The sequence below is a fragment of the Glutamicibacter uratoxydans genome (assembly GCF_050753455.1).
GTDB classification, from domain to species: Bacteria; Actinomycetota; Actinomycetes; order Actinomycetales; family Micrococcaceae; genus Glutamicibacter; species Glutamicibacter uratoxydans_A.
Map to the genome: position 1 here is coordinate 911,891 of NZ_CP192736.1, position 24,524 is coordinate 936,414.

12 protein-coding genes are annotated in these 24,524 nt (G+C 58.6%); 8 read left to right on the forward strand and 4 right to left on the reverse strand.

Features of this window, described 5'->3' with window-relative positions; genetic code table 11:
- Positions 1-36 precede the first annotated feature (36 nt).
- The 6 genes from ACQQZ8_RS04270 (at position 37) to ACQQZ8_RS04295 (ending at position 12,234) form a co-directional block, all read left to right on the forward strand.
- Positions 37-1,182, forward strand: coding sequence for a hypothetical protein (locus tag ACQQZ8_RS04270; protein ID WP_431711452.1), 1,146 nt, complete (start codon positions 37-39; stop codon positions 1,180-1,182).
- 346 nt (positions 1,183-1,528) lie between these two features.
- The gene (locus tag ACQQZ8_RS04275; protein ID WP_431711453.1) at positions 1,529-2,122 is read left to right on the forward strand and encodes a single-stranded DNA-binding protein; all 594 of its coding nucleotides are present in this window, start codon (positions 1,529-1,531) and stop codon (positions 2,120-2,122) included.
- 209 nt (positions 2,123-2,331) lie between these two features.
- Entirely contained in the window at positions 2,332-2,856 is a 525-nt protein-coding gene (locus ACQQZ8_RS04280) for a hypothetical protein (protein WP_431711454.1), read from the forward strand.
- Positions 2,778-9,461: a helicase-related protein gene (locus ACQQZ8_RS04285; protein ID WP_431711455.1), complete on the forward strand. Its 6,684-nt coding sequence runs from the start codon at positions 2,778-2,780 to the stop codon at positions 9,459-9,461. The genes ACQQZ8_RS04280 and ACQQZ8_RS04285 overlap by 79 nt, the downstream gene beginning before the upstream one ends.
- A 170-nt stretch (positions 9,462-9,631) precedes the next feature.
- Positions 9,632-10,504, forward strand: a complete 873-nt coding sequence (locus ACQQZ8_RS04290; RefSeq protein ID WP_431711456.1) for a CPBP family glutamic-type intramembrane protease — start codon at positions 9,632-9,634, stop codon at positions 10,502-10,504.
- A 485-nt stretch (positions 10,505-10,989) separates the two neighbouring features.
- Positions 10,990-12,234 carry a hypothetical protein gene (locus ACQQZ8_RS04295; protein ID WP_431711457.1) on the forward strand — a complete coding sequence of 415 codons (1,245 nt, stop codon included), beginning with the start codon at positions 10,990-10,992 and terminating at the stop codon, positions 12,232-12,234.
- Positions 12,235-12,282: 48 nt separating this feature from the next.
- Here ACQQZ8_RS04295 and mobF read toward each other — a convergent pair whose 3' ends face one another.
- Complete coding sequence (mobF, locus tag ACQQZ8_RS04300; RefSeq protein ID WP_431711458.1) at positions 12,283-16,197, reverse strand: MobF family relaxase; 3,915 nt, start codon at positions 16,195-16,197, stop codon at positions 12,283-12,285.
- A complete protein-coding gene (locus tag ACQQZ8_RS04305; protein ID WP_431711459.1) occupies positions 16,194-17,156 on the reverse strand; it encodes a hypothetical protein in 963 nt (320 codons plus the stop codon). Before ACQQZ8_RS04305 ends, mobF begins: the two co-directional genes overlap by 4 nt.
- Before the next feature lie 279 nt (positions 17,157-17,435).
- On the opposite strand from ACQQZ8_RS04305, the gene ACQQZ8_RS04310 reads away from it, so the two are divergent.
- Positions 17,436-19,568: a KAP family NTPase gene (locus tag ACQQZ8_RS04310; RefSeq protein ID WP_431711460.1), complete on the forward strand. Its 2,133-nt coding sequence runs from the start codon at positions 17,436-17,438 to the stop codon at positions 19,566-19,568.
- A gap of 199 nt (positions 19,569-19,767) precedes the next feature.
- On the opposite strand, the gene ACQQZ8_RS04315 is transcribed toward ACQQZ8_RS04310, so the two are convergent.
- Positions 19,768-20,988, reverse strand: a complete 1,221-nt coding sequence (locus ACQQZ8_RS04315) for an IS110 family transposase (RefSeq protein WP_431712132.1) — start codon at positions 20,986-20,988, stop codon at positions 19,768-19,770.
- 395 nt (positions 20,989-21,383) lie between these two features.
- Between ACQQZ8_RS04315 and ACQQZ8_RS04320 the strand changes: the two genes are divergently transcribed.
- Positions 21,384-22,580 (forward strand): IS110 family transposase, encoded by a 1,197-nt coding sequence (locus tag ACQQZ8_RS04320; protein WP_431711461.1) that lies wholly within the window; start codon positions 21,384-21,386, stop codon positions 22,578-22,580.
- Between the two features lie 379 nt (positions 22,581-22,959).
- Here ACQQZ8_RS04320 and ACQQZ8_RS04325 read toward each other — a convergent pair whose 3' ends face one another.
- Positions 22,960-23,898 carry a hypothetical protein gene (locus tag ACQQZ8_RS04325; protein WP_431711462.1) on the reverse strand — a complete coding sequence of 313 codons (939 nt, stop codon included), beginning with the start codon at positions 23,896-23,898 and terminating at the stop codon, positions 22,960-22,962.
- Positions 23,899-24,524 lie beyond the last annotated feature (626 nt).

The following is a 24,524-nucleotide window of genomic DNA, read 5'->3' on the forward strand; positions in this document are numbered from 1 at the left end:
TGGCGAAACGCGTAAGTAGAGGAGAAGATCAAAAAGTTGTCTACGATCGACTATGCATTGGTCTCCCAGCTGGCCGCGCGACAGCCTGCCCGCTTCCAGGAAACAGCTGTTGCTTGTCTGCTACGTGAGTGGACGAACGCCTATGAGCAAACAAGTCCAGACGCAGATGTGGTCACGATGTCTGACGGCAATGTGACCTTCCTTTTTGACATGGGAAGCGATGACATTTCAAGACCCGCAGCACGAACGATCGCTGCATTTGGGTCCGTTGAGAAGCCTCTGCTCTCCCGGGATCTCGTCTATCAGGCTGGGTTTCCCACGAAGAAGGTGGGCAGCTCAACCCTCGATCGTGGACACATGATGCCATACACGGGAGGCGGTCAATTCGGTCCCAACATTTTCTTGCAAGATCGTGCGCTAAATAGAGGATGGTCGGCTCAAGGCCGTCGTTACCGTGCGTTAGAAACCACCGCGACGACCATTCCTCACGCCATGCTGTTCTGCCATCTCATTTACCAAGACAACACCGATGTCCCAGCACGAATAGAACTAGGCTATGTATCAACTAGTGAACTTGTAGTAGATGCCTTTATCAACAGAACCGATACTTTCATCAAGGACTTTTTCAATGACGATGCAAAGTCAGTCGCAAAGCTTCCGGCTGTCCTTGATACCCTTACCAAAAGCCAGTTCGGCGACATTGGAGAAGAAACAGCACGAGCCTACCTCGAGGATGTCGACGCAACGATAGTCTCTCTTGGCGACAGCGGCCTTCCTCGGGACTCTTCCAGACAGGATCTTGATATCGTCGCCCTTCTCGATGATGAACTAATCGCATTCGAGATCAAAACAACCTTCTTCAGCAAAAATGCGGGTAGGCTAACGAAGAAGGGGGACTTGTACCGGCCGAGGTTAGGTAGAGCAAAGGTTCGCGGGGATTCGCAACCCTCATTCGATCAAGGAAGTTTCGCCTACACCAAACAGCGCCTGCAAGAGACTATCGCTGTCGATGGAATGATCGAATCGCGGGTTATAGCCGTCGACTTCAAAGCCTTTAAAATCCAGCAATTCCTTCTAAACTCCAAGGGCCGGATAATTCATCCCTGTTCGCCAGTCACTGACTGCGCCGATTTTGCGCTTCATGGCATGTCCGAAATCTTCAAACACCGTGGCTACCTATAGCGTGAACGGAAAATTGGGTGTTTAAGACGCAAGAACGCTCACGGTTAATAGAGGTTAATAAAGAGGGTTCACTCTCGAATTCCGCAGCCTTGAGTTTGACGATCTACCTTTGCAGAGCTCATTTCGATCATCAGGAGTGGCGCTCACCTTCCTAAGGGGGGATGGTCCGCGGGAATAGCGTCTTGGCCACTGAAGCCCTTTCGGGCAAAGAATGACCGGGGTATGGGGGCGGTTGGCTCAATGACGAGACCTTTGGCCGGGGATGGTCCTTCGTGTGTCAAGTCGGCGTTTTGTGACTTTGACTGATTCTTCGGTGCATGCACACTACACACGAAGGGGTAGGGCGATGAAGATTGGACCGAAGACAGTCACTGGGAATCTGGCTGAAGATCCGGTATGGCGTACCAATGCAGGTAGCGGCGAGAACTTTTTGACGTTGAAGCTTCTAGAGACCCAACGGGTCCAGAACCGCGAAACCCGTCAGTGGGAAGACGGGGAGACGATCGCTTATGACATTGCGGTGCGGGAACAACGGATGGCGCAGCACATCGCCAACTCGGTGCACAAGGGCGACCGGCTGACGGTGGTCGGAAACTACCAGGTTGAGCCTTATACGAGTCGGGATGGTAAAGCGGGGCTCGGGCATCGGATCTACGCCCATGAGGTCGCAGCCAGTCTGAGGTTCACCGACGCCCAGTTGCCGGAACGGCACCCCGAACCAAAGGCTGACCGGCAGGTTGATCGGAACCCCTCCGGGCCGCAGCAGTCCCCGCAATCCCCGACAGCAACGCCCGCGCCCGCGCCTGCACCTGCAGTGGCTTCAGCGGTGAATCCACAATCGGATGGCATGGTGCAGTCTGCGTCGGAATCGTGGGCCAGGATGATGACCAGTAAGTTCCAGAGTCAGCCGTCGGCCGGCCACCAGGGGCCGTCGCGATAGGTGCGACTTGCACTTCAAAACCTCACGTCCAAGACGGAGGTAGCCTGACGATCAAGAAGATCGTCGGGCTACCTTGACATTCATCCGTGTCCATCATGTTATGTAAAGTAAGCAGGCGAACATGGCTCGAAGGAAATCTTTTGAGAACCAAGCAGCACTATTCTCAATGGTCGGCGATGAGTACGAAATCAACCAGGAGCTGATAGACCATGAACCAGTCAACGCATCCACTGGTGAACCAGGAATCAGTACCAACCACTCAGAGCGTGACCCGCGATTGGGGCCAGCAGCGGTTCCTGGACAACCAGAACTGGCAGGCGGACCGCGAAACCCAGTGGGAGAGAAACCCGCACTCGTGGATGACCCCGGAGCTGTGCCCCTGGAACGAGTCCCTCAGCGAGAGGTTCGAAAGGGAGTATACGGAGGTTCCGACCCTGTTGGACGCCATGGCCACCATCCTGTACCCGGAGATGACCGAAGAGTTCATGGCGGCCATGATCCAGAATCTGATGTTCAAGAAGGGCACGGCGGATCCGGGCTTCCCGGGCCTGTTCGAGATGAGTCAGTACCAGCGCGCGACACCAGCCCAGAACCGGGCCAGCAACGAGCAGATGGATCTGATCGCCCAGGAAGTCATCAACCACCTGAGCCAGAAGTGCATTCGGTTCTCGACGTTGGAGGATTCGGTGTTCCCGTCGCTGGTGGCGAAGATGAAGTATCAGCCGAGGACGTAACGGCCCTGGACGTAGCAGCCGAGAAAGTTGCGGTCGTTGAGGCAACGATCTCCGACGCTGTTCCGGCTCGTGTGCGTCAAGGCCCGGTTCCCCCACGGTATGTGGGCGAACCGGGCCTTGGTGCACCTCGGAATGAGCGTGAACGAGTCCGCGCGAACCTTGACGCACTGAGACTGCTCACGGTGCTGGAGGAAGAGTATCGGTGGCCCAGCATGGGGGAGCAGGCGGTGCTGGCCCAGTATGCCTCCTGGGGTGGCGCATCCAAGGTGTTCGAGGAATGGCGTGGGGACTGGGCCGCCGAGCACGACGAACTACGGTTCCTGGTGGATGAGCCGACGTATCGTGAGCTGGCGGCAAGTACGCTGAACGCGCACTTCACTCCCGATGATCTGGCCGCGTCCATGTGGGCGGCACTGACCCATGCCGGTTTCACCGACGGGCAAGTTCTTGAACCAGGGTCGGGGAAGGGAACCTTCATCAAGCACGCACCCGCAGGGGCCGACATGGTGGGTGTTGAGATCGACTCGGTGACCGCGCGGATTTCGAGTTTTCTGGCGCCGGATGCGCAGATCCACCGTGAATCCTTCGGAACCTACCAGCGATCGAAGCAGAGTTTTCATGCGGTGATCGGCAATGTCCCGTTTGGGGACTTCAAGGTCCGGGATCCGAAGCACAACCCGGGTCGGCATTCGATCCACAACCATTTCATTCTCAAATCCCTGCAGCTCACCGCTCCTGGCGGGTATGCTGCCGTGGTTACCAGCTCCTACACGATGGATAGCCGCCGGGGGACGGCCCGGGCCGAGATGCAACGCCACGGCGATCTGCTCGGCGCGCTCCGGCTGCCCAATGGTGCATTCAAGAGCACTGTTGGGACCGATGTGCTCACCGACATCTTGATCTTCCGGGCCCGGGCCAAAGACCAACAGCCTGCCAACCGTGAACCGACCAGCAGCATAGCGTGGTTGACGTTGGGTGAGCTGGACGTGGGGGAGCACACGGTCGAGGTCAACCAGTACTTCCTGGACAACCCCGAGCATGTGCTGGGCCGTTGGGCCACCGCATCCACACCGTACGGTGGCCGTACCGCCGCCGTGACCGCAGACGACCTGAGTTTACTGGGCGCAGACGTGCAGCGGGCGATGGTGCAGATCGTTGATCAGGCCCGGGCGGAGGGGCTGGGGTATGAGCCCATCTTGGGTGTGGAGGCCCCGGTGTTTGATCCTGGGCTGCATCAGGAAACCGTGCTGACCCACACCGTCGGACACGTCCGCTACGAGGGCAACGGGTTCGAGCAGTATGAGCCCGACGGGTCCTGGGCCCCGGTCCGAGTGGCGAAAAAGAACGTCCCCGAATCGATCAAGCTACTGGAACTGCGTGACAGGGTCTCGACGTTGTTGGACATGCAGCGCACCCACCAGGACCCGGACCGTATCGCCGAATACCGTGACACTGTGGCGGCCCGCTATACGGAGTATGTCCACGAGTATGGGGCACTGAACCGCACCGAGGACGTGTTCCGCACCCCCACCTCCCGGCAAATCGCCGCGAAAATCCAGGACGCGACCACTCAGTGGCGCCAAACCCTTCCCACCGACGGGGATATCGCCCCGGTCGACGTTCCCGTCCCGGAGGAGCTGCTGGAAGTGTGGACCGAAGAGTTCTCGGCCCGGGAGCTGGTTCGCAGCGAACAGAAACACTTGAAGTTCCTCGCCGGGGACTCAATCCTCGGCCTTCTCACTGCCGCTGAGACCTATTCAGCGCAGACCGGGGAAGCGGCACCGGGGGCGATCCTCACCCGGAATGTCATTGATCTGCGGACCAGACCTGATACGGCGGATACTGCTGAGTCGGCGGTGGCGATCAGTATGGATGAGCTGGGGCGGATCGACATCGAGCGAGTCGCCCAGCTGCTGGGACTGGAGGTTGACCAGGCCAGAGCGGCGATTGAGCCGTTGTCGTTTACGGACCCCGAAACACGAAACTTGATCCCCGCCCAGGTGTACTTGTCCGGGCTGGTCCGCGACAAGCTCGACCTCGCCGTCGACGCCGCTGCCCAGGATCCAGAGTTCCACCGCAACGTGGCCGCGCTGCAGGAGGTGCTGCCACCGGTGGTGCCGATCGATGACATCTCCCTGAACCCCGGCGTCCGCTACGTGACGGAGGAAATGTACTCCCAGTTCGTGCGCGAGACGTTCCACCTTGATGCCCAAGCCTCATGGAACAACGCCACCGAAGCGTGGGAACTGAAGCTGCCCAAGAAGCGTGGGCCGTGGGATCCAAAAGTGCTGGCGGACTTCGGCACGGAGGATAAGAAACCCGACGCCCTGTTGGTGGATGCACTCAACGGTAGGGCCCCGGTGATCACCTGGGTGGATGATGACGGTAAACGGCACAAGGATGACCAAGCGACCACGGCCGTGCGCGAGAAACTGGACAAGCTCAAGGCAGAGTTCCGGGCCTGGGCGGTATCGGTCCCGGAGCGGGCCCAGGCCATCCAGGACCAGTACAACCGCGACTTCAATTCATTGGTCGCCCCGGACTACTCGGCCCTGGCGGAGAAAATGAGCTTCCCGGGCTTGGCCGAAGGAAGGACACCGTATGGGTACCAGCGGGCCGCGGTGGCGCGGATCGTCAATGAGCCGGCGGTGTTGATTGATCATGTGGTGGGGGCCGGGAAAACCGGGACGATGATCATGTCCTGTATGGAGCTTCGCCGCACGGGTATCACCCAGAAGCCGGCGATCGTAGTGCCGAACCATCTGGTGGAGCAGGTGGGCCGGGAGTTCAACCAGTGGTATCCCGGGGCGAAGGTTCTCACAGTCGGGTCGGGGCTCACCGTGGATGAGCGGATCCGGGTGGTGGCCCAAGCCGCTGCGGGGGACTGGGACGCGGTGATCATGCCGATGACCACCTTCGAGAAGATCCAGATTGACCCGCTCCGCACCGCAGCCTGGCTGGAAGAAGACATGGACAAGCTGCGTGCCGAGGTTCCGGGGGCCGACGACAAATACGAGAAGCAACTTCAAAAACAGCTGAAGCAACTTCAGACCCGGTACGAGAAAATCACGGCCGGGAAGGATCCCGGGGTGATCTGGGAGCAAACCGGCATTGACTACCTGTTCGTTGATGAGGCCCACAACTATAAGAATCTGGGCCGCACCGCACCCTTGCAGGAGCTGAGCTGTGCTGCGACGAATCGGGCGTCGGATTTGGATTACAAGCTGCGCGCCATGCGTGAAGCCAAGACCGAGGTGGCCATCGCTTCGGGCCGGTATTCCTCGTCCTACATTCCGGCGGTGTGCAGTTTCGCGACCGGGACACCGGTGGCGAACAACATGTCAGAGATGTGGGTGATGCAGCATTACCTGCGCCCGGACCTGTTGCACCGGGCCCAGGTCGAGCAGATTGGGGCGTGGGCGACCGCATTCACCATCCAAGGACAGGTGATCCGACCTAAGCCTGCGGGAGGCGGGTACGACCAAGTCATGAAGGTCAAAGAATATGTGAACGTGCCGGAACTGGTCGGTCTCTCTGCCCAGTTCACCGACGTGGTCACCACCGAGGATCTGAGCGCGAAAATCCCCACACTACGATCCGGTGAACGGCTGCTGCTGCGCAGGGAGCCCAGTGGCCCGGTGGAAGACTACGTGCTGGCGCTGCAAGACCGGGCCGAAGCGTTGAAGGGGGTGCGCCCCGAGAAGGGTGGGGATAACATGCTCTCGGTCGTCAATGACGGACGCAATGTCGCATTGGATGCCCGGCTGGCAGGCTTGGCGGCAGAACCTGACGGTGGCCGGGCCAGGCAACTGGCCCACACCATCATGGACGAACACCGAGCCACCGCAGACAAGGTCTACCAGGATGCCCACGGGAACCGGCACCCTGTACCCGGTGGGCTGCAACTGGTGTTCTGTGATCGGGCAATCCCCACGAGCGACGGCTCGTTTTCGATGTATCACGCCACCAAGGCCGAACTCGTCCGGTTGGGGATGCCGGCGGAGACGATCTCGTTCATCCATGACGCGACCACTGATCAGCAGCGCTCGGAGCTGTTCGAGAAGTGCCGGGTCGGGCAGATCAACGTGTTGATGGGCTCGACCACCAAGATGGGGACCGGCACGAACATCCAGGACCGTGCCATCGCGTTACATCATGTGGACTTGCCGTGGCGGCCCTCGGATATTGAGCAACGTGAAGGACGGATACTGCGCCAAGGCAACCAGAACGAGTCCGTGGAAATCTATCAGTACGCCACCGATCAGACCTTTGACATCTACATGAACGACGTCATCGCGAAGAAAGCCACGTTCATCAAACAACTCAAAGTCGGCCAACAGCTCGAACGCTCGCTGGAGGACCCCTTCGGCGGGCTGGACATGTCCGCCTCCCGGGCCGCAGCAGCCCTGAGTGGTGATCCGCGGTTGGAACAGCTGGCCAACCTGGAAATGGACGTCACCCGACTCAAACAACTCCACGCCGCACACCAAACAGAGAAATCCAGGGCGCGCCTGAAACTGGCCGGCAGCAAGACCACCCTTGACCACGTCACCGCGATCATTGCCGACCTTGAACCGCGCATCACCACCACCGTGCGCACCGACGGCGACGCATTCCGTTTCATCAGTGGGCAGGGCGAAGTCTTCACCAACCGGGGTCAGGCTGCCGATCATGTGCGTGAACAGATCACCGCAGCTTTGTCCCCTGCGGCCATGCCCGGTGAGCGGGTGCTGGGCATCCTGGGTGGACACCGGCTGGTGTTCACCGTCGACCAGGGGCGCGGGGACACCCGATACCACTTCGAAGACTCTCCCTATCTGCGTACGCTGGGTCGTGACAATCTGGGACAACCCGGCTCCTATGGGTTGATGACGAGGATCGAGAATTATGTGGCGAACATGCCGGCCGAACTCGCATTCCTGAAGAAACGTCAGCAGTTCTTGACCGAAGAGATCGCTTCCTTCGATAGCCTCATCCATCGTGACTTCGACAAGGCCGCCGAACTCACCGCCCGGTCCGAAGAGCTGACCGCACTCAAGGATGCGATGGGCGAAACAGACGAAAAGAACACCACTGATAGAGAACTGAACCGTGAAGAGATGGAGCTGCTCTACGGCGGCCTACCCAAGGGGGCACTGAACTTCGTAGCCCGGGCGGGGGACAGGGTGGTGCACCAGCAACGAGAATACCGGATCCACGACCTCGACGGAACCTTGTACGGCTTCACGAAGGGTGACGAACCAGCCGAAGAGAACATCAAGGTCAAGCCCTACGATGAACTCAGTGTCGTGGGGCGTTCCCGAGAGTTGTTGACGGGGCATGAACTGCGGGTTCTTGGCCATGACAGGGAGCATGATGTGGTGACCCACGACCGGTATTCGCTCCAGCCCGGTGACCGGGTGTCTGCGGAGTTGAGGATCCAGGGCGGGGGTATCCGGTCGATGACCGGGACGGTGCATACGAAGTACGGGGGATTCGACTTCCAACCCGACGGCCACACCGACCGGATCTCCTTCACCACCACTGGTGCGATTCTCCGGATCGACGCGACCACTCCGGAGCTGATTGCCCATAAGAAGGCTGAGGCCGAAGCGTTGAAAAACCGCGTGGGGGTTCGTGACCTGCAGCCAGGGGACGTGTTGTGTGTTGATGTGCCGTCCCTCGGGGCGGTGGCCGGGGATGTGATTAGGCTCCATGCCTCACGTTTCGGCCGGGCGGAGAAGGTCGCGGTGTCCCCGGACACCGGCCAACGACGCGACAAACCACCCTACCGGTACGGACGTGAGCATCAGGATCCCGAAAGTATCGACCGGGTGGTCGGCCGAGACCTGGAACAACATGAGCTGGCCATGATCCTAGCCACGACTACGGTTTCGTTGGTTCGTGTGCGGGAAGGGGACGCGGTGCCAATGAACCAACTGGATACCAGCAGAACGAACCCAGCACCGGTCCGGATCGTTGACGTGCACGGTCGCGGCGGAGAACGCCTGGACATCACCTACGTAGACGAAGATGGTGACCGGCACGAGGTGAAACGCAACGCCGACCAGGAAATCGAGATCCTCGGCCGCCGCCATGGCGCCTTGACGGTGTCCGAAGTCGCCTACGTGGCCACCGCTGGCCGTGGGGCGCAGCTGAAGCCCGCGAAGAATCTCGGGGAAACGGATGTGGGCTCATACGTCACCGGGTCCTCCCCGCGCACGGGTGAGAGTTTTCATGGCATCTTGCACCAGGTCGACCCGGATCAGGGAGAGCTTGTGCTGATGGATGATGCGTTTGAGATCTCGCGGTACCAGGTCGCGTCGAACACGGCAGTGACCGTCTGCCACGAGAATGTACCGTTGTCGCAGTTGTCGTGGTGCCAAACGAGCATGCAAACAACGGAACCAGCCGGTCATCAGGCCGAACCGGAACGAGTGAACGCCGAGGTCGAAGAACGCACACCGGAGCCAAAAACAGTGGCTCTTCTTGCTCGCGCGTCCCGGGTGGCATCATTGTCATCTAACGCGGGCCAACCACGATTGCCGGATCGGAACGGACAGGAACACCATGGACCACCCTTGGCATGGCGGCCGCACCAAACCGGGCCGTCGCTGGACCTCTAGAAGCGAACCCGGGCAGGCCGCGAACCACCAGAATCGATTCGCGGACCAATGTCATGCCGCACGCATTAGCGTCACCAGCGAATGTACCCGGGGCAAACAACCCGGCGGCCAGGTAAACGGACGATGGGCAGGCATGTGACATGAACCAAAGAAAACCTGCCAGCCGAAGTATGAGACTGAAATTCAAACAGTGGGAGAACACGACCACCGATACGGTCATGCTCGGATTCGTCGAGCTGTTCAGGATCAACCGCATCCCCACGAAACCAGATTGGTCCGGCTCACTCTGGCGAACCGTCATGATCCTGATCGTTATCGGGACGCTCATCGCCTCCGGCTGGGGCTCATCGACAATCCGCGCCATGAAGGTTCTCTTTGCCGGTGAACGCCCAGCCCCATTCATCGACGCGTCGAAGGTCGAGTTGTACGCCGCCAGCGTGCGGGATGACGTGCTGTTGACAGTCCTTGCCGTTGGCGTCTTCTTGATTTTCCGTGGCCCTGAACGGGCACGGCCGAAGTTGAGCATATCGGTCAAGGCCTATTTCGTCTATCCGCTCCTGGTCACGCTGGGAACCCTCACCCAGCGCCTATTTGCATGGATTCCGGGCTTTGATGTCACCATTCGCGGAGAACCCTACCTCGAACCGGGTGTGCCGCAGACGTTGTACATCGCGGATGCGGCGCTGGCCGGGCCGACCGAAGAACTGGTGCTGATGGCCATTCTTGTCGTCGCCGGCCGGCGACTCGGATACTCATGGGCGATGATTCTCCTGGCGGCCGTAATCGTGCGCGTACCGTTCCATCTGTATTACGGGTGGGCGGCGCTGGGTTTGTCGGTGTGGGCGGTCCTTGTTGTGCTTCTGTACCGTCGCACGAACGCTCTGCTTCCCCTGGTCTTGGGGCATACGACGTGGAACGTCATGGTCGACCTAGAACTGGGTATTGTTCTTGGACTCTTCTCTGCGGCCGGGCTGGTCATCGCCGGACTTAGTCTGCATCGATGCGGAAAAACTGTTGTTGAATCTCGTCAGGTAGGTTCGTGAGCGACCTAATGGATTCACAGGAGTCACTGAAGATCGAATGATACACGGAGGTTCAATGCTCAGCCTGTTGTTTCGATTACGAAGGTGGTCGTTCCCAGTCTTTTCAAACAGCGTCGTTTGCGTACGACACGTTCTCGTCCTGGAAGAATCCCTGAAGCGCCGGGTGTACTTCTGGAGCTGGCGTAACGTCCGCACCACGATTGACGTGATCTGATCCTGTGTGGTCGCCCGCGAATGGCTCACGTTTTCGTGTTAATCGTTCTTCCACCCCGATTGTCTTTGGTTCAGCTGCGGAGACTATAACGGCAGATGGTGCATGGTGAATTGCCCGTCGGTGGAGCCTGTCCAGTTCTTTACCGCACCCGGAGCGGTGCGGCCGGGTCACCCATCCATGGTCCTACTGTCCACGAGATATTGGTCTGTGGGCAGCTTCTACGGTTCAATGCAGGTATACGAATTTCTCCCTCTAGAACGAAGGCCAATGCATGACTCCGCTTCTCGTAAGCATTGCGATCGGAACTCTTGGTTCGATCCTGCTCCACTTAACGTTTCGAATGCTAAAGAGTGATTGGCCAACAAGCTATTCTGATATGAAAACTGTTGTTGATTCGGCATCTCAACGCAACGCGTGGTTATACGTAGCGATGAGATTCGTTCCGGTCTACGTAGTTTCTGTATTAGTGGCTTCAATGACTAATTCTGCCGAGGCGAATCCGTTTATAGCACTCACAGTTTGTGCTGTATTGCATATTTGCAGGACCAACCTTAGACCATCGGTATTACGTAGAGTATTCAGATCTTCACGAAACCGACCTCGTTACCTGGCAGCTTTTTTCTCATCGATAACCTTCATTGTTCTTGCAACCTTTTTAGCCTCCAAAACTTGGTCTTATTGGGAATCACTTCTGCCGGAACCAGATCAACTGGTTCAGGCGATATGGACAAGCCTGTTCGTTGGCCTTGTTGTAGTCTTAGTACGCTCTATAGGTACATTCGAAAATAATCTTGATGCGCAGATTAAGCGTGCCCTTGATGATTTGGGCAAGTCTCTTCAAAAGAAAATTCGAGAAGAGGCTCTGGCGAATAAAGTCTCTGCGGATTTCATTGAAGCCATCGTTTTGACTGAATGCATTCAGCGCCCAAAATGGGTGCGTCGAGCAGAATATATCAAAGGTCGTTTCATCGCGCCCGGTTCATATGGCGTTGCCCAGGTTTCTTCTTCCTCTCCCATCTCTGATGAAATGTCCATCGAGCTAATCTGCAAGAAATATGCTGGCTATTATCCTGTGCAGAACGAATATGGAAGTTATAATCAGACCCTGCTCCGGGTAGCTCTCGAATCGCATAATCCTGACCCCATATTCGTCGACCAAGCGAAAGAAATACTCGAGGCAAGACGCTCGGACATAGTTGAGAGTTCTTCGATTTGGGCCGAAGACGGACGAAAACTAATTGAAGTCACACATCTGAGGCGCGAAGGCCAAGAATGGGTTATCGTGCTGACCCATAGCCCTGATATTGATGGTCTGTGTATGACCACGTTCGCCAGAGACGGGGGAGAGGAGGAATCTTGCATCGACAGAGACATTCAAGAAGGTACTCGCAGCCAGAACGAAATAAGACTATCTATTCAGGTTCGGAAGGTTGAATTTAAAGGTGTTGATACTAAAAATAGCACCCAAGAGCTTGATTCTCTTACCCTCGACCTTGAAGACCCGCATATAGATTGATGCTTTACACGCTCTGTGGAAACCCTTGTCAAGATAAAGTCCTGGAGTTCATTTCAATTCTGGGTTCTCCTGATGTCGGCTTACTTCCACAGGCGGGGCAGTGCGAGCAAGCGATTCCTCTCGGGTGTGAATTGGCGGTTTGATACTCCACCTCAATGGGGTGAGTGGGTCCAATGTTTCTTCGCCAATTGGTGGCCCGTCGGTGAACAAGGACTCCCAGGACTCGCCACTCGGAAGCTGGTTCCATGCGCCTGCCTCGGATGTAGGTCCTTCGGTTGAAAACGGTTGGGGAGTGGATGACAGCGTAGCTGTCTTTACCATGATGGGTGATCCGAATCCTGGCTGCGGAGAACAGTGTGCTGGTTCAGGCGTCCTCGGGTTCTGTCGCAAGGCGCGCAGTTCGGTTTGAAACCGAGTGTAGAACCCATGCATGTATCTGTATCCTTGCTGATCAGGGATTGTCCCGACCGGTTTTGTTGCGTCGTCTTGGTCTGAGACGCTACGCCAAGCGCAGTGAAGCCTGACGGCGTCATACTCGACGGTGGGGTATTGGCTCTTGACGGTTTTCACCCAGTCAGGGTTCTCGAAGAGTGCTTGGCGAGTCATTTCATCCAACCGGTCGTCCATACGTCTGGTGAGATCAACTTTCAGTTCGGCTTGAGGGCCGCTTCCTGGGGCATAGTCGGGGACGATCGCACCGATACGCGGGGTGGCTTGTTGAGGTTCTTGGACGTGGAGTAGGAGTTCGGCGATGGTGATGTCCTCGACCTGGGGTGCGTGTTTGATGGTGTGGGCTGGGTCGGCGCGCACTAGGGATTGCCATTGCTCGCAGGATTGCAGTGTGGTGAGCTGCTCTTCGCCGTAGTGCTTGGTGATCCAGGCGATGGTGCGGGTGCTGCGGGCGACATCTGCCAGATAGATTGCCTCGTGGGCCATCCGTCCGTAGTCTTTGGCCCATCCGTGCTCGGCGTTCTGGATTACGTGGGCGGTTTTGGTGGCGGTTTCGTTGCGGAGAATCCCGGCAAGTACCTCCAGCTTCGCTTCCGGTTGGATCTTCTTCATGATGTTCCAGTGGTCTGGGGTGTCGTCCTGGTCGTCGGGGATGTTGACGTAGGCGTAGTTTCCGTATTTCCCGCGGGTCATGGCCACGTAGAACAATTCGCGGGGGACACCGCTGTCGGCGATGGTGTGGCAGGTGTCAACGGTGACACCTTGCGCCCGGTGCGCGGTGGAGGCATAACCGAGTTCGACTGATTCGGCCAGGTACTCCTTGTCGAGGCTGATGGTGGCATCGGTGTCGGTGCGGTGCCCCATCGCGGAGCCGTCAGTGTTGATGTGGGTGATGCGGATGCGCACTCCGTTGGCGATGAAGGCGCCGTCGGAGTCTCTGAGGTTGCGGTTGTTCTTCCGGGCCAGGATGACATCCCCGAGGCCGGCTTCTGCTCCCTCACGCAACGTGACAACGGTTTCGAGGTTCACGTGGCCGGCGTCGACCAGGTCGAGCTGTGCCTTGGCGTTCAGGCCGTGTACTTGGTCGTTGGTGGCCCCAATCATGAGCGACTCGGCCCCGTTGAGGGTGTCTATGATCCAGGCGCGGTAGGCGGTGTCTGCCGCGTCGACGCCTTGCTCTCCGATGAGGCGGCCTTCGTTGTCGTAGGTGGCCAACACCTTCTCATCGCCGATCCGGAGTTTCAGGGAGGCTTTGGCTTCCCAATGCTCCGGGGACGGAGCCGTGCCCCAGTCCCGGAATCGCCAGACCTGGTTGAGTATAGCGGGAGACTTTTCGCGTTCCATCCAGCCGAGGAATCCTCCGGCGTCAATGGAGTCCAGCTGGCGTGGGTCACCGACGAGCAGGACCTTGGCACCTGCGTTGGCGGCTTGACGGTTCAGTTCGGCCAGGGTGGCGGTGCCGACCATGGACGCTTCGTCGATGATGACCAGCTGGTTGGGTTTCATGCTGTAGTTGGCGTGGGTCGCATAGTCGGCGGCGAGCTTGGTGGTCACTGCGTCGATCTGCCGTAGCAGCCGTGCCTTGTAGGCGCCGGTGGCTTGGCCCAGGCGGTGGTTGAGGGTATCGAGTTCGGCTTGTTTCTGGTGCATTCGTGCGACGCGGCGTGCTGCCCCGTCGCCAACGGATTCATAGATCCATTTGGCGGTGTTGTCGGTGGGGGAGTCGAGTTCATCGCCGAGTACCCCGGCCGCGACGGCAGAGGGGGCCAGCCCAATGACCGACCCGGTCCCGTACTTTGCTGCCCAGAGGTCGCGGATGGCTTTCATCGTGGTGGTCTTGCCGGTTCCTGCCGGGCCGATGATTGCCTCCAGGGCTCGACCGCTGGTCAGCACCTGGGTGGCTGCCGCCTGTTGATCCGCGCTCAGCGCGTAACCGTCTTTCGTACGTAGATAACCGAGCTTGTCACCAATTTCGGCCGTGGAGAGTGCTGCTGTGTCGGTGTCTGTGCGGCTCATGAGGAAGTTTTCATCGTCTATGACTTGGTGGGTGGTGTAGAGGCCGGCGTGGGGTCTGTGTTCAAAGATGGAGTGTCCGCGGTGGGTGACTGCCGGGTCGATACCCATGCGTGGGGTTTTGGTGCGGGTGGGGGTGAGGTTGACCGCTTGGCTGAGGGCCGCTTCCACGATCCGGTTGGCGAGTTCTTCGCGGTCGGTGGCACTGGTGCAGCGTACCGCACGGAGGATGCGTTCGGTGCCGGCGAGCAGGTTGGCGCGGGTGAAGGTGCTGCGCCGCATCCCCGCGTCGGTGAGCACCCAGTGTCCCAGGCGTTCCACCGCGGTGTTGGTGAGCATGGTGGCGGTGATGACCGGGGCGTCATGTCCGGTCGCTTGACGCACCAGCTGTGCTGGGTCGTAGTGCAGGTCGCGGACCCGGTCACGCCACCCGGTCATCTTGTCCGTCAACGACAGGGGGCGGCTGGTGTCTTTGGGGGTCCTGGTTTCCAGGGTGGCTTGTTGTCGTAGGCGCAGCAGGACATGACGTGGCGGGGTGTCCTGCCCGGTGGTTCCGGACCATTGGGCCACCAGTTCGTTGGTGCGGTGCTCGATCAGGCGTGAGCGGGTGGAGAATTCTTCGATGAGTTCGTCGGGGATGCCTACCAGTTCGACCCGCGCGTTGTAGGGCTCGTACTGCGCCGAAGCGGTGTCGTGGTCGTGTTGGTCGATGGCTTGGGTGAGCATGTCAGCGGTGAGGTTCAGGTGATCGTCGCGGACTTCGGCTAACGCCCCTGCGGTTTGGAACAGCCGATCATAGAGTAACGAGTTGTAGCGTTCCGAGATCGCGACCACGTGCCGGTAGAGGGTGTAGGAGTCGATGGTGGTCCATTGCCCGTCACTGGTTCTTTGGACCCGGTTGTGGATGACCGCGTGGCTGTGCAGTTGCGGGTCGCCTTCCCGGGAGTCGGAATGGTCAAACAGGCTGCCGACGATGCCCGTCACCGGAACGTGGGCGACGCCGCCGTGTCCGGCTCTGGTTTGGATGACGTTTTTCTCGGCCCAGGTGAGGGTTTCTGCGATCGCGTCCTTGTGGGCTTGGTGGATGCGTGCCTGGAGTTCGGGGTCGGCCATGGCCCACAGTGTGGACACTGATTTGGGGGCGCTGAAGGTCAGGTCGAATCCGTGAACAGGTTTGCGGGTGTTCTTGGCCAGTTCACCTTTCGGGGTTTTCGCGCCTTCCGGTGTCTTTTGTTCCTTGATGGGTGGTCGTCCGAGTTTCTTGCCGGTGTAGGGGTCGGTCATGTCTTCGTAGAGTTTCTTCGCCGCCCACTTCTCTACTTGCTGGCCGTGGGTGATGCCGGTTCCGGTGAGCCCGGTGCCGAACCAGGTTCCGGGTGGGTCTTCGGACTCAGTGTAGTAGCTGGTCAGGTCCCTGGCGTTGCCGATCACGGCACCGTCGCCGCCGGCGGCGGTGGTCAGGTAGTAGTCGATGCTCATCTTGGAGATGCTGACGGTCATGATCCGGTGCCTGCTTTCGCCCAGGTTTCGTATTGTTGCCAGGTGGCGATGATGGTTTGGTGATGCTTTTCGGTCGGTCGCCCACTGGTGCGGCGGTAGAGTTCGCGGGCCAGGATCAGCCATTGCCGGATGATGATCTTGGTGTGCTCCCGGTCGGTGATCAGCTGCTCGATCAGTTGCCGCTGGTGGGCGTAGTGTTCGCGCAGTGTGGAGTGAGCGTTCTTGGCCAGGAGCATCTGTTCTCGCTGCTTGGCGATGACCGCCCGGGCGGTGTCCAGATCGGAGCGTAGCTGCTCGGCCTCGGGGTGCGGGGTGGTCACGTCGCTGTCGGGTGTCGGTGTTGCCGGACCGGTTGTCATCCCGCCGGGTGGGGTGTTGCGTCGGGTGCGGGACTGGTGGTGCGACAAGCCGATCACCTCGTCGAGCTGTGTCATAGTGTCCGCGACAAGATGGGTCAGTGTCGCGGCGTTGTCCTTGTCGCTGGGCAGGGGACGCCGCAGCATGTCACCTGGCGCGTGCTCGGTGACGTGCCAGGCTGTCGTCACTGGGGGAGTTGTGCCGCTCAGGTGGGCGAGGTGTTGTCCGAGCCTGGTGATCAGCAGGTGGGCCTGCCGATAGGTCGCGCGCAGCTGCTGATGCTGGGTGTGGAAGTGCAGCAGGGATTGCCGGCGGACGTCAAGGATGGTGTCTGTTTCGCGGCGTAGGGTGTGGGTTTCTCGGCGGTAGCCCATGGCCCGGTCATGGACTTTGGCCAGCTCGGCCTGAAGCCGTGAGACCTGTTGACGAAGCGCGGTGTTCTGGATGGCGAGCTGGTCTGTGCTGTTGGGGCCGGTTTTGGTGGTTCGTTGCTGGGTGCGGGCCCGGCGCATCCGGCAGGCGTCGTTGCAGTACTTGCGGCGCTTGCTCGTTCCGTCGGGGAACAGTGTGTTGCAGGCCTGGCAACGGTGTACGGTTTCCATACCCGTGTATCGGCAGAGACTGGCAACTGTGTATGTCGAGGCGAACGCGCAGCGTTCGGGTAGTGCACCTCGGTGCCAGAGGTGTGATGGCTATTTTCGTGAGTTGGGGAGGTGGGGGCTACCGCGGGAACGTGTTTCTCTGGACAGTAGATTGTTGGCGAGTACGAGTTGGTGCCAGTAGAGGTCCTGGCGGGTGCAGCACGCAGCTGGTGAGGGAATGAACGCGGCGCCTATTACCCCGACGAGGTACATGACGTGATGTTAGAGGATGATTGATGCATGGCGAACACCACCTGGACAGATGAAGCGCTCCGCGATAGTCGGGGTGACACTCTCGGACGCCTGCCGTACGCACAGCGGGCCGCGGAGCTTATTCATTCCACTCACTCGTTCGAATCCAGCGCAGTCTTCGGACTCAGCGGACCTTGGGGTAGCGGCAAGACGTCACTGGTGAACATGATCATAGAAGAACTCCAGAAGAAGCACAGCGAGTGGAGAATAGCCAGGTTTACTCCTTGGGCCACAAGTGATGTGGTGGGGTTATTGGGCGAGTTCCACTCGTCCATTGCCGAGGTACTCCCCAAGAAGAAGAGCCGGCAGGTGCGACGGGCGCTTGCTGTAACAGCGTCGGTCGCTGCACCCGCAGCGAACCTCATTCCGTATGCGGGTAGCGCAGCCGCCGAAGGCGTTCGGCTAGCAGGCGACGCGTTAGCTAAGTTGCCTTCGTGGCAGGCTGCATTTAGCAAGGCTTCAAAGGAACTGAAGAATCTTAACATGCCGATCCTGGTGGTGGTCGATGATATTGATCGGCTTCATGGGGATGAGTTACTGGCTCTTTTGAAAGTAGTTCGGCTGCTAGGAAGGTTCGACGGGGTTCAGTACCTGCTCGCTTATGACGACGAAACCCTGTACCGAAGCATGGCCTCAAATGCAGTCAATCCGCATGATGGGTCGGCCGAAAGATTCATGGAAAAAATTGTCCAGTACCCATTATTCGTGCCGCCGTTGTTGCGGCACCAACAAATATCGCGACTGGATAATGGATTTAAGGGCATCTCTCGTGAAACCGCTAACGACGGTTCGTCTGGCTACCGTCGCAGCGGACTAATCGACTCTTATACGGATCTATTGACGACCCCGCGGGCCATTGACCGGTATATCGCTCAATTGCGGCATCACATCCCGCTGCTGCCTCCAGAGGAGGTCGACGATGAGGACGTCCAGCTGCTTACTCTTATCAGAGTCAGTTTCCCGTCCCTCTTCAACTCAATCCCCCGGTATAGAAAGGAACTCATCCTGGGCCACACCGGTGTAATGCAGTGGGATGGCAATTCACGGAAATATGAACGGTTTAATGTGGAGCCATTACTCAAGGTCGTGCCCGATGAGCACCGTCAAAGCGCCCGGAAATTGCTGGTCTCACTGTTTCCAAAGATCGCGAAGGAGGGAACGATCTCGACTTATGGGAGCCGCAGGCGACAAAGTGTCCAGCACGAGGAATACTTCGACCGGTATTTCGCGATGGGTATCCTCGGTCATGATGTCAGCGATCGGAAGGTTGAGGCGGCGGTCACTTCAGCGAGCGATGGAGATGCCGCTCCGTTGAAGGATCTCCTTATCGGACAACCAGACGAAATCCGGAGCCTGGTGCTAAGCAAATGCCTCGACCCAGCAAACCAACCAACTACGGATGCGCAGCGTATCCAATTAACTGAAGTTCTCGCCCCGATTGCGGACGAGCTTTCGACGGCCGATAATGGGTTTCTTAGTGACCAAGACCAGCTTCTCAACTGGATTGCTAACGTGCTCGTTGAAATCGACAAAGAGACACCCGCGGAGAGGATTTGGGTCATCCTCCGGAATTTTAACAGCCCGTATCTGCGCATCCGAGCATGGAGTTTATTAGAGTACAGACTCGACGAGATTCACTCTTCGGAGAAACCCTCTTGGTATGACAAAATGACAGGGATGCTGGTCGATGATGCTGTTGCGGACTTCCTGGAACACCTCAAGCAAGGTGACGACGCGGAGACTCGATCTGGGATCGGTTATCAGGTGCACTTCGTACTTCGCCACCAAGCGGAAAAGCTTCGAACCGGGGTAAGTAAACTTATTGAATCGAAAGAAGCGGATTTATCGCTTCTTGCCTCGAGACTGGTATCAGCTCGAACCATTACCGGTGCCCAGTCTGACTCCCAACTCTCGCCAGATTTCGAGCAGGAGACGTTCAACCAAATCGCACCGCCTGGAGATGACCCTTGGTACCACGAACCAGTTCAACAAGTTGATCCACGTGATCTGAGCTGGGCGAACCGACGCAAGTTTGCTGCCGGCCGAGTTAGCCCGCCACCCTCCGACGTTGCCGAAAGTGGTGAGCCTGAGGGATTCCTTACGGACAGAGATGAGCCCTGAACCGTCTGCGGGCAACGCACGTACCTGGTAGTAGAGCACATGACAATGCCGGATAGTTGAACACGTATTTTTTTGGGGGGTGTTCCTATGTTTTAAGTCAAGGATTCGGTCGAAATTTATTCCAAGTGGTTCTGGACCGGTTTTTGGGCAGGGTTAGCTGGTCGGCGGCTTGTTGCCGTCGACGGGCTGGGGTGGTTGGTTAGGTGGTTTTCGGGGAGGGTGCCTCGTAGAACGTGCCGTCGCGGAGCATCGCGAACAGCACGTCGCAGCGGCGCCTAGCCAGGGCGATGAGCGCCTGGTTGTGCTTCTTACCCTCGGCGCGTTTCTTGTCGTAGTAGGCCCGGGAAAGCGGGTCCTTCAACGCCGCGAACGCGGAGAGGAAGAAAGCCCGTTTTAGGTTCTTATTGCCCTTCCTGGAAGGATGATCGCCGCGGATCGAGGTTCCCGAACGCCAGGTGACCGGCGCGAGCCCGGCGTAGGAGGCCAGATGCCCCGAGCTGTGGAATTCCTTGCCGGCTACTTCGGTGATGATTCGTGCTGCGGTCCTGGCACCCACGGCCGGCATGGAGGTCAGGACCTGGTGAAGAGGGTGGGCCTCCACGAGGTCTTCGACCTGGGTTAGCAGCTCGTTCCTGGCGGTGCGTAGCTGTTTGAGCATCGCGGCCAGTTGTCCCAGCACGATCCCGGCGGCACCGGTACCCGAAACCACCACGCTTTGCTCGCCCAGTGCGGTGAAGATGGCCGCGGCCCAGCGCTGGCCCGCCCGGGGCGCGTGCTTGCTCAGCAGGGTGGCGACCCGGGCCTGTCCGGCCTTGCGGATCTGTTGCGGCGAGGGGTACTTGATCAGCAGCTCCGCCATGGCGGGATGGTCCAGGTGCTCACCGATGGCGCGTTCAAGGGCCGGGTGGATCTGGGTGAGCAGGCCCCGGATACGGTTCGAGGTGGCTGTGGCTTGCTTGGCCAGGTCGTCATCGAAGCCGCAGAGCATGGACAGTTCGGCGGCTTGCTCGTCGGCCAGGACGATGGAACGCAGGGTGTGGGGCAGGGTCCTGGCTGCTTCGGCGATGATCGCCGCGTCACGGTCATCGGTCTTGGCCTCGCCGGGGTGCAGGTCCGCGATGCGGCGCATGGCCAGGCCCGGCAGGTAACCGACCTGTGTGCCCTCGGTGCGGGCCACGGCCACCGGCAGGGCACCGATGGTGGAGGGCTGGTCCACGTCCAGTAGGACGGTGCCTTTGCCTTTGACGGCCTGGATGATGGCCCGGATCTTCGCTTCGTCTTGGGGCAGGGCCCGGTCCAGGAACTTCTTGCCCTTGCGGTCGATGGCGACCGCGTGGTGATTGCTCTTGCCGACGTCACTACCTATGAAGATATCGACTTGTTCGTGGTCAGTGATCAACGCAAACCTCCCAGAATTCATAGTGTTCAGTTCGGTGCTGGCTTGTTCCTCGGCGGCAAGGCTCGGCATCCACGTTACGGCTGACCTGCACCGTGTTGGCTGGTGCTGGTCCGGTCCCCATTAGCGATATCCTTGGCGCCTATCGAGTCCCGGTGGCAACACCCGTTATCTTTTTGATAGTCCCAAATAAGAGGATCATAGGGACTGTCGGCCGACCAGCCTCGGCATGGTGTCTTGCCCCTGTCTAACCAATGATCCGGGGGGTGTTGCCACCGAGGCTGGGATGGCAGCAAGGTGATTGCTAATTAGGGGCGCGGCGCCAGGAAATGGACGCCTGTCATAACGTGGATGTAAGACTTTGCTACCGACGGTTGGTCGACCTTTGAAAGAGGAACTAGTTCAAAGGAGCACTAGTCATGATCAGCACGGATGTTGAGATCTTCCTCGGCCTGAACGTCGGGAAAACCGAGCACTGGGCCTGCGCCGTCACCCAAGACGGAACCAAAATCTGGAACAAGGCCCTGCCCAACGACGAAGCCAAACTCACCACGGTCTACCAGAACCTCAGCGCCAAAGGCACGGTGCTGGTGGTCGTGGACCAGCCGGCCACCATCGGTGCCCTAGCGGTCGCTGTCGCCCAGCATCTAGGCCTCCAGGTCGCCTACCTGCCGGGTCTGACCATGCGCCGCATCGCAGACATGTACCCCGGAACCGCGAAAACTGATGAGAAGGATGCCTTCATCATTGCTGACGCGGCCCGCACCATGCCGCACACCCTACGCAGCCTTCAGCTCTCTGACGAGGAAGAAGCAGCGCTGGGAATGCTCACCGGCTTTGACCTAGACCTGGCCCGGCGAATCACCCAGACCAGCAACCGCATCCGCGGCCTGTTCACCCAGATCCACCCACCACTTGAACGCCTGCTGGGTGCCAAGCTGGACTACAACGCGATCTTGGAAGTCCTAGCCGCATGGCCCACGCCAGCCGCACTGAGGCACACTGGTAAAGCGCGGATTGATGCGAAGCTCAAGAAGCACCATGCCCGCCGGCACACTGCCTGGGCCGAGGCAATCATGGAAGCGCTCGATGAGCAAACAGTGACCGTGGTCGGCACCGACGCGGCCGGGCTGGTCATTCCACACCTGGCCCGGCAACTGATTTCCTTGCATGCCCAACGGGCTGACGTGGCCGCCCATTTAGAAGCCATGGTGGAGGCCCACCCTCTTTACCCGGTCCTGACATCCATGCCAGGGGTCGCCGTCAGGACCGCCGCGATCATCATCGCCGAGATCTCCGGCAAAACCTTCACCAGCTCCGCAGCACTGTCTTCCTACGCGGGGCTGGCGCCGACAACGAGGCAGTCCGGGACATCGATCAAATCCGAACGAGTCAGCCATTCAGGGAACAAACGCCTGAAACGAGCGTTGTTCCTTTCAGCGTTCGCGTCCATCCGCTTCGACCCGACCAGTCGTGACTACTACGACCGGAAACGCGCCCAGGGCAAGCGTCATAACCAGGCCTTGATCGCGCTGGCTCACCGACGACTCACCGTACTGTTCGCCATGATCCGAGATGGTTCACTCTATAACGTACCGGTACCGAAAAACGCTTGACTTTTAACATAGGGGCACCCCCCGGATCATGGGTGACTGGGGGAAAGAACCATGCCGGGACTTACAGGCCAACTACCCCAAGTCTTACCTGATTTCGGGGCTACTAAAAAGGTAACGGGGGTAACGGGATCTGTTTCAGGCGTCTCAAAAACCTTGGTTTTTGAGACACGAACCGTCCTACAAACGAAGCACCCTGCGGACAACTATCTCGAGCCGGGTAAACGACCTCAAACAGAGGGACTGATGAGGGCTGATTCATGCTGGCCCGGTCGTCACCGCACCTTCGTGATCGGATGTCGGAATTGCTCCGACAGCAAAGAGGATGAACATCACCGTTTAGAAGTCACGTACGCCAAGTCCACTAACTCCAGCATCGCGCTTATCGGGGCCAGTTAATCGCCTCTTGAGCCAGCTCGGCAGGCCTGGGCGGTTTGGTGTCTAGTCCAGCGACATAGAGCACGGTGTCTCTGACGTATTCGTACGCGTCTATGATCACTGGGCGAATGGGGAAGTGTCCGCTTCTTTCTTGGTCGTACACCGCCGCGAGCGAGAGTGGCAGATCGAGCGGACTGATTTCGAGGGTCGGAGGCGATATGCCATTGGGCAGGCGAATCTCAAACACAGGATCACCGTCGTGCACTGGGCCGAGTCCAGGAAGAAATTTGATCATCTCGTCAACCTGCTCTTCTGAATGTTGCATCGCAGTGATCGTTGCTGCTAGTTCCACGGGGAGTTGAAAGCTGATACTGCTCAGCTGACGAATCTGGCCGGGGTTCGGAACCAATCCCACCTGGAAGCTGTCCCGGTGTTTGTTGGCATTATCGAGATCAGACAATAATGCTAGGGGATGCTTCGGAAATGGTCCGCGTCGCGGCCGGGCAAACGGCTGGACATCACGTATTCGATCGACGACAGGCTGAGGTAGCTGGGAAAGGCGGTCTTTCACCGCCTTTCTCCAAGAATCCGTTTCTGCAACGACCGGAAAGGCGTTATTGAATAGAACTTTCTCATCCGCGCCCACATGCATGCCGATCTCATGCACCAAATTGTCCAATGCCGTGCGCACATCATTGACAACGTAGCGCAACTTCCGCTCCATGTCCGTATCACGAACCGACGGTCGAATACGGGCAACCCACGTGAGCACGCCCATCTCAGACATGCTCGGCTCGAAACCGACTTCGGCCCTGCGGCAGTAGCCGTCCCAGGCATCAAAGAACTCGCGTAGCGTCTTGCGGGCCTCCTGCAACTTGGCGAGGGGAAGCTTTGTTGCTTCCTCGTAACGAACGGGTGCACTTTGGCCGAATGAGGTCACCATCAAAGCCTTACAGGAAAAGAGAGTCTTTGCAACGCCCCTCCCTCAAGGGCAGCCAGCGCCGAGGCTCGCTACAAAGCAAGTGAGCCTGCAAGATTCACTACCAAGTGCTCGATTCGCCTAGCTTCGTAGAAAGATCCGCGATGAAGGACGAGTTCATCGAAAGCCCAGTGAAACGACGTTCAAAAACGGTCGTTTCTGACACGCTGATCTGTCAGCTTGGCTAAAAATCCTAGACAGTTGAGAACTCAACAGATTTTTCCTCGGAATCGTCGCAATACTTAGTGCCAAAATCTATGTTTCGATCCACCATCGTTCGCACGAGTATTGATACATCTAAGCCCGTGGGACATCTCCTCGGATATGCCAGAATCTCCACGACACGCTGACTAAAGCCAACTGCTATCGCAACTTCACAGATACCGTCTCTGGCGCACTGGAATCACGGCCCGGACACGATAAGCTTTGGACCAGCTCCCCCACGCTCCCGCCGGTCCTCTCTGGCTGGCTCTCCCCAAGTCGGTCTATACGCCGCCCGATCAACCCTAGGGATGCACTGCAGTCTGAAGTGGGATTATTATTTAGCTAGTCCTATTTTCGAGGTCCAGATCATAAGCTTCAGGACAACC

What these genes read in the sequence shown, in the direction of transcription:
- ACQQZ8_RS04275 (WP_431711453.1), top strand. Translation starts at nt 1,529, where the DNA reads ATGAAGATTGGACCGAAGACAGTCACTGGGAATCTGGCTGAAGATCCG.
- ACQQZ8_RS04280 (WP_431711454.1), top strand. Translation starts at nt 2,332, where the DNA reads ATGAACCAGTCAACGCATCCACTGGTGAACCAGGAATCAGTACCAACC.
- ACQQZ8_RS04290 (WP_431711456.1), top strand. Translation starts at nt 9,632, where the DNA reads ATGAGACTGAAATTCAAACAGTGGGAGAACACGACCACCGATACGGTC.
- ACQQZ8_RS04295 (WP_431711457.1), top strand. Translation starts at nt 10,990, where the DNA reads ATGACTCCGCTTCTCGTAAGCATTGCGATCGGAACTCTTGGTTCGATC.
- mobF (WP_431711458.1), bottom strand. Translation starts at nt 16,197, where the DNA reads ATGACCGTCAGCATCTCCAAGATGAGCATCGACTACTACCTGACCACC.
- ACQQZ8_RS04305 (WP_431711459.1), bottom strand. Translation starts at nt 17,156, where the DNA reads ATGGAAACCGTACACCGTTGCCAGGCCTGCAACACACTGTTCCCCGAC.
- ACQQZ8_RS04310 (WP_431711460.1), top strand. Translation starts at nt 17,436, where the DNA reads ATGGCGAACACCACCTGGACAGATGAAGCGCTCCGCGATAGTCGGGGT.
- ACQQZ8_RS04315 (WP_431712132.1), bottom strand. Translation starts at nt 20,988, where the DNA reads ATGAATTCTGGGAGGTTTGCGTTGATCACTGACCACGAACAAGTCGAT.
- ACQQZ8_RS04320 (WP_431711461.1), top strand. Translation starts at nt 21,384, where the DNA reads ATGATCAGCACGGATGTTGAGATCTTCCTCGGCCTGAACGTCGGGAAA.
- ACQQZ8_RS04325 (WP_431711462.1), bottom strand. Translation starts at nt 23,898, where the DNA reads ATGGTGACCTCATTCGGCCAAAGTGCACCCGTTCGTTACGAGGAAGCA.